The organism is Paraburkholderia sp., from assembly GCF_036488505.1.
Classification (GTDB): domain Bacteria; phylum Pseudomonadota; class Gammaproteobacteria; order Burkholderiales; family Burkholderiaceae; genus Paraburkholderia.
In genome coordinates this window covers 1-5,774 of record NZ_DASXHN010000037.1, presented here as the reverse complement: position 1 = coordinate 5,774, position 5,774 = coordinate 1, and the positions used below count along the sequence as shown (strand labels likewise).

5 protein-coding genes are annotated in these 5,774 nt (G+C 63.4%); all 5 read right to left on the bottom strand.

The features are described from left to right. Positions 1-918, bottom strand: a 918-nt coding sequence (locus VGH68_RS02275; protein WP_331601881.1) for a glutamate decarboxylase, incomplete at its 3' end; no start/stop codon positions are given. A 78-nt stretch (positions 919-996) separates the two neighbouring features. After that, a complete protein-coding gene (locus VGH68_RS02270; protein WP_331601880.1) occupies positions 997-2,652 on the bottom strand; it encodes a bifunctional aspartate transaminase/aspartate 4-decarboxylase in 1,656 nt (551 codons plus the stop codon). A 64-nt stretch (positions 2,653-2,716) separates the two neighbouring features. Further along, a complete protein-coding gene (gene aspT, locus VGH68_RS02265) occupies positions 2,717-4,462 on the bottom strand; it encodes an aspartate-alanine antiporter (RefSeq protein ID WP_331601879.1) in 1,746 nt (581 codons plus the stop codon). Between the two features lie 328 nt (positions 4,463-4,790). Continuing rightward, entirely contained in the window at positions 4,791-5,126 is a 336-nt protein-coding gene (locus VGH68_RS02260; protein ID WP_331601882.1) for an RT0821/Lpp0805 family surface protein, read from the bottom strand. 109 nt (positions 5,127-5,235) lie between these two features. Continuing rightward, positions 5,236-5,774, bottom strand: a 539-nt coding sequence (locus VGH68_RS02255) for a sodium-independent anion transporter (RefSeq protein ID WP_331601878.1), incomplete at its 5' end; no start/stop codon positions are given.

The following is a 5,774-nucleotide window of genomic DNA, read 5'->3' as shown; positions in this document are numbered from 1 at the left end:
ATTCAACGTGGCGGTCGGCATTTCGCCGCCGAGATAATTCACGTAGAAAACCAGCTCTTCGTTGAACACCTTGCGCTCGCGGAAAATGACCCAGCCGAGTCCCGGCGGGACCAGCCCGTATTTATGCCCTGAAGCGTTGATCGACTGCACGCGCGGCAACGCGAAATCCCACTTGTAATCCGGGTAAAGGAACGGATTGACGAATCCGCCCGAAGCACCGTCGATATGCATCGGAATCGAAACGCCGGTGCGCCTCTCGTAGTCGTCGAGCCAGGCGTGAATGCCCTGAATATCGTCGTCCTCGCCGGTGAACGTCTGACCGGCGATCGCGACCACGGCAATCGTGTTCTCGTCGACGAACTTGTCCAGATGCTCGGCCGTCAGCCGGTAGTTGCCGGGGCTCAACGGCACGATGCGCGGTTCGACATCGAAGTAGCGAAAGAACTTCTTCCACACCACCTGCACGTTGCCGCCCGTCACCATGTTCGGCCGGCTCGCGTCCTTGCCCTGCGCCTCGCGCTGTTTGCGCCAGTTCCACTTATGCGCAAGACCGCCCAGCATGCACGCCTCGGACGAGCCGACCGTCGCGGTGCCATACGGCTCGACGCCTTTCGGGCCGTGCCACAGCTCATGCAGCCACTTGACCATGCGCGTTTCCATCGCGAACACCTGCGGGTACATGTCATGGTCGATATAGTTCTTGAAAATATTGCGCTTCGCGGTCTCGGCCGCCTCAGGCTCGGCCCAGGTCGTGACGAACGACGACATGTTCAGCATCGGATTCGCGTCGGTCCATTCGGCGCTGATCGCCACGGCCGCCGCCGCCCGCGCGGACATCCCCTCCCTCGGAAACTCGTTCTCCGGAATCGGATAGTTGAATTCGTCGTAAGGCGTGATCTTGTCGCTGGAGATCGTCATTTGGCCACTCCTGAACGGCCAGCGCTTTCATGCGAGGACACGCGCCTCGCATGATCGCTGCCAGCCCGGTATCGATACCTACAAGGTTTTGTTCCTGTCGAGCTTGCCGCCGGACGCCGCGTTGTAGCGATCCACATAATCGCCGAGCAGCGCGCGAATCGCCTGGCCAATCTTGCGATAGTCGGACTCGTTCAGATTCGCGAGCGAGACCCGCCCGGACGGATGCTGGGTGCCGAATCCACGCCCCGGCAGTACCACCACGCGTGCTTCGCGCGCAAGCCTGAAGAGCAGTTCGGACGGCTCCGTATTCTTCAGCAGCCAGTCGACGAATTCACGGCCGTACGCCCGTTCGCCGAGGTACTCCATATCGAGAATGGTGTAGTAGTCGACCTGGTTGACGTCGCCGTCGTCGAACGAAATGCCGATCCCCTCATAGAGCGCGCGCTTGCGGTCGCGAATCAGGCGCTTGAGCGCGTTCTTGTACGCGTCGGGGGTATCCATCAGCGAGAACAGCGAGAACAGCACCATCTGCACCTGCTGCGGCGTCGACAGCCCGGCCGTGTGATTGAGCGCGACCGTACGGCTATCGGCGACGAGACGGTCGATAAACTTCAGCTTGTCCGGCTCGGTCGTGATCGACTCGTAACGGTGATGCAGTTCCTTCTTCACGTCTTTAGGCAGCTCGGCAATCAGGCGGTCGAAGATGTTGTCGTGGTGCGTGACGATGGTGCCCAGGCGCCAGCCAGTCGCGCCGAAGTACTTTGAATACGAGTACACGAGAATGGTGTTCTTTGGCGCCATCGCGAACAGCGACACGAAATCGTCGGCGAAGGTCCCGTACACGTCGTCGGTCAGCAGGATCAGATCGGGCCGCTCCTTGACGATTTCGGCGACGTAGGCGAGGCTCTCGTCGCTGATGCGCACCGACGGCGGATTGCTCGGATTGACGAGAAAGAACGCCTTGACCGCCGGATCGCGCAGCTTGTCGAGTTCCTTTTTCGAGTACTGCCAGTTGCTTTCCACGTCCGCATTGATGTTGACGACTTTCAACTGGTAGTCGTTCAACGCCGGAATCTCGATGTAAGGCGTGAAGATCGGCATGCCCAGTGCGATGGTGTCGCCGGCCCGGATCAGCCGGTTCTGGCGCATCGTGTTGAAGATGTACGTCATCGCGGCTGTGCCGCCTTCCACCGCGAAAATATCGAACTCACCGATAAACGGATGCTTGCCGATCATCTCGCGGCGCAGGTACTGGCCGACGATCGCCTCGGAGAGCTTCAGCATCCTGTCCGGCACCGGATAGTTCGACGCGAGAATGCCTTCGCACATTTCATACAGAAAATCGCTCGCCGACAGCCCGAGCTGATCGCGCACGTAGGACACCGCGCTCGTGAGAAAGGCGATGCCCGGCACGCCCTTGTTGCCGCGCAGAAACAACTCCAGCCGCTCGACGATGCCTTCGCGTTTCGGAAAACCGCCGAGGCCTTCCGGCATATACGCGAATGAGCGCTCGGCCTCGCGCATTGCAAACAGGCCCAGTTGCCAGAACCCATGACGCGGCTCGGTCGCGAGAAAATTTGGATTGCCGCGGCCGGCGTTGAGCATCGACAGGTTCGCGGGCCGCTCGACCGCGCCGCCACCCGCCGCCTTGATCAACTCGTCTTTCAGTTCGAATGGGCTGAGTGCCGCCATCTTCGCGGCCGTCTCGAGATCCTCTTTGTGCTGCTTGTCCATTTTGCCTCCTGAAGCAGATCAGCCGGATCGGCGTCTCCCGTCGGGGAGCGCCGGGCGATATCAGTCAAGCCAGAATCATCACAATCACCATCCCCCAGATCGTCAGCAGCGTATTGCCGACCGCGTAGGTCACCGTATAGCCGAGTCCGGGAATCTGGCTCTTGGCCGCGTCGCAGACCATCCCGAGCGCGGCGGTCGTGGTTCTCGAACCCGCGCATACGCCGAGCAGAATCGCCGGGTGGAAATGGAACACATAGCGCGCGATCAACATGCCCAGGATCAGCGGCAGGGAAGTGGCCACGATGCCCCACACGAACAGCCCGATGCCGAGGTTCTGCAATCCGGAGACGAAGCCCGGCCCCGCGGTCAGACCAATCACGGCGATGAACACATTCAGGCCGACCGAGTTCATGAACCACACGGTGGGTTCCGGAATGCGGCCGAAGGTCGGGTGAATCGCGCGCAGCCAGCCGAACACGAGACCACCGATCAGCGCGCCGCCGGCGGTTGAAAGCGTGATCGGGATGCCCGCGACATTGATCACGACGGCGCCCACCAGCGCGCCGGCGGTGATCGCAAGCGTGACGAACGCGACATCCGTCACGTTGGTGGCGCGGTCCAGCACACCGAGTGATTTGGCGGCGGCGGTCGTGTCTTGCGTGCGACCGACGATCGTGATCGTGTCGCCGCGATGCAGCTTCGTGCTAGGCATAATCGGGATCTGCGTCTCGGTCGGGCCGCGCTTGATCTTCCTCAGAAACACGCCGCGTGCGAGCGGCATGGTGGCCAACTCCTGCAACGTCTTGCCGTCCACCGCCTTGCTGGTCACGTAGACGTCCACGCCTTCGGCGGGCACCGCCAGCAGTTCGGGATCGTCGACTTCGACCACGCGCGCACGCCGCACCGCGACGGCGCTATCGCCGCCGTCATCGCCATTCGGGCCGCCGCCGCCGAGCACCGACACCAGTTGATCGCGTGGACCGGCTATCGCGACCACGTCGTCAGCCTGCAGCGTCGTATCGAGCGTCGCCTCCGAGATCGTGCCGCCGCGCCGCACGCGCTCGATAAAAAGCCGCGTATTGTTCGGCTGCAGCGCCTCGACCTCGCTGACCGTCTTGCCGCACGCCGGTGCGTCGGCGAGTACCCGGAACGCGCGCAGCTCATAGCGGTGCCACGCCTGGCCGGCGCCGCCCAATTCCTTGGTGCCGCCGAGGGTCGCTTCGTATTCCTTGCACGCGGCGACCAGATCGATACGCAGCAGTCGCGGCCCGAGCGTGGCCAGAATCACCGCGGAGCCGACGGTGCCGAAGATGTACGACACCGCGTACGCGGTCGGCATCGCGTTGAGCAGTGCCTTGGCTTGCTCGGCGGGTAGTGACAACCGGTTGATCGCGTCCGACGCGAGCCCCATCGACGCGGAGATGGTCTGCGAGCCGGCGAAGAGTCCGGCGGCCGAGCCCAGGTCATAGCCCGCGATCTTCGCGACCAGTACCGCCGCGCCGAGCGACAGCACCGCCTGCACGACCGCGAATAGCGCCTGTGGCAAGCCGTCTTTCGCGAGGCCGCGCACGAACTGCGGCCCGACCCCATAGCCAACGGCGAACAGGAAGATCAGAAAGAACACCGACTTGACGTTCGGCGACACCGTGATGTTCATCTGCCCGATCGCGATGGCGACCAGCAGCGTCGCCGTGACCGCGCCGAGACTGAAACCCTTATAGCTTTTCCCGCCTATCCAGTAGCCGATGCCGAGCGACAGGAATATCGCGATCTCGGGATAGTGCCGTAGCGTTGTGACTAGCCATGTCATCTTAGCCCTCGTTTCGGTTCGCCCGCCCAGCACCGAAGCGCGAGCGGGTGTTCTGCAAACAGATAGTGGCCGCGCTTTCTTATCAGCATGTCAGGCAGCGGTCTGCCCATCCGAATCGGTCTCTCTCCCCGTGAATACAATGGCTGTTGGCGCGGGCCAGGACAATACGACCTTGGTCTCACACGCACCGGCCACGAACATGCCGACCGACGCGGGGGCGCACCCAGCCGGCATCGTTCATCGGCGTCGTTCATTGGCATCGATCATCGGCATCAATCAGCCGGCTCGTTCATGGGTGTCGATCAATGAGTCTCGGCACGAGCCCCGCTCATTGCCGCAAGATCTTCCACGGGCCGTCGCCCGTTTTGCAGACGGTCGGCGTCCAGCTTTGCGTCTGCCCCTTCGCCGTGGCGACGAGCGTCGCGCGCCGGCAAGTCCGGTCGGCTTGCTTCGTCGTATCGTGCGGCGTCACCGTGCCGCCGATCACCACCGGATTGCCGGTGCCCGCATTGCTCCACCTAAATGTTTCGCCATCCTTGCCGGTTTCGAGCGCGTTCTGGCCCGCCGCGTTAAGCGCTTTACGATCGGCGTCGCGCATATAGGTAATCGGCGTGTCTTTCAGGAAATTCAGATTGGCCGCCTGACTCGACGCCGCGCCGGCCATCAGCGCGAGGCCGGCGAAACACGGTGGCAACACGCGCAGGGCTCGTAGCCGCAGACGGGGTTGGAATGACATGGAGCTCTCCTCGATAACGGATGGGTTCACCTGGTGGCTACGCAGCGGGACGCGGCGCAAGCTTCGCGTCATCGATACCATCGGCGCCGCCTGCACGCGCCTCGAATGCGTCGATCAGATCCGCCACCGAAGCGAGCCTGCCGATGGGCCCGACATGATCTTCGAGGCCCGCGGCGCGCAGCATGTCACGCACGTCCGCGTGCGCGCCGACGAGTTTCAGCGCCGTGCCCGAGGGGCGCAGCGCCGCGTGCAAGGCCGCGAGCATGCGCGCGCCCGCGAGGTCGACGACCGGCGAGGCGGACAGGTCGCAGATCACCAGCCGGACCGGCTCCGGCGCCGTATCGATCCAGTGCCGGATGGTCTCGCGCACATGTTCGACGTTGAAGTAAAGCAGCGACGCCTCGGGACGCACGACCAGCACCTGCGGCACGGCCTCGTTCTCGGCATGACGCTCGAGGTCCGAGAAGGAGCGCGCGCCGGGGATGCGCCCGAGCACCGCGACGTGCGGATGCGCGGCGCGCCGCACGACCAGCAGCATCGACACCAGCACCGCGACGATCACGCCCTTCAGGATGC

Bases quoted from the DNA above. Each gene is read 5' to 3' on its own strand.
- VGH68_RS02270 (WP_331601880.1), bottom strand. From the start codon at position 2,652: ATGGACAAGCAGCACAAAGAGGATCTCGAGACGGCCGCGAAGATGGCG.
- VGH68_RS02260 (WP_331601882.1), bottom strand. From the start codon at position 5,126: ATGGCCGGCGCGGCGTCGAGTCAGGCGGCCAATCTGAATTTCCTGAAA.
- aspT (WP_331601879.1), bottom strand. From the start codon at position 4,462: ATGACATGGCTAGTCACAACGCTACGGCACTATCCCGAGATCGCGATA.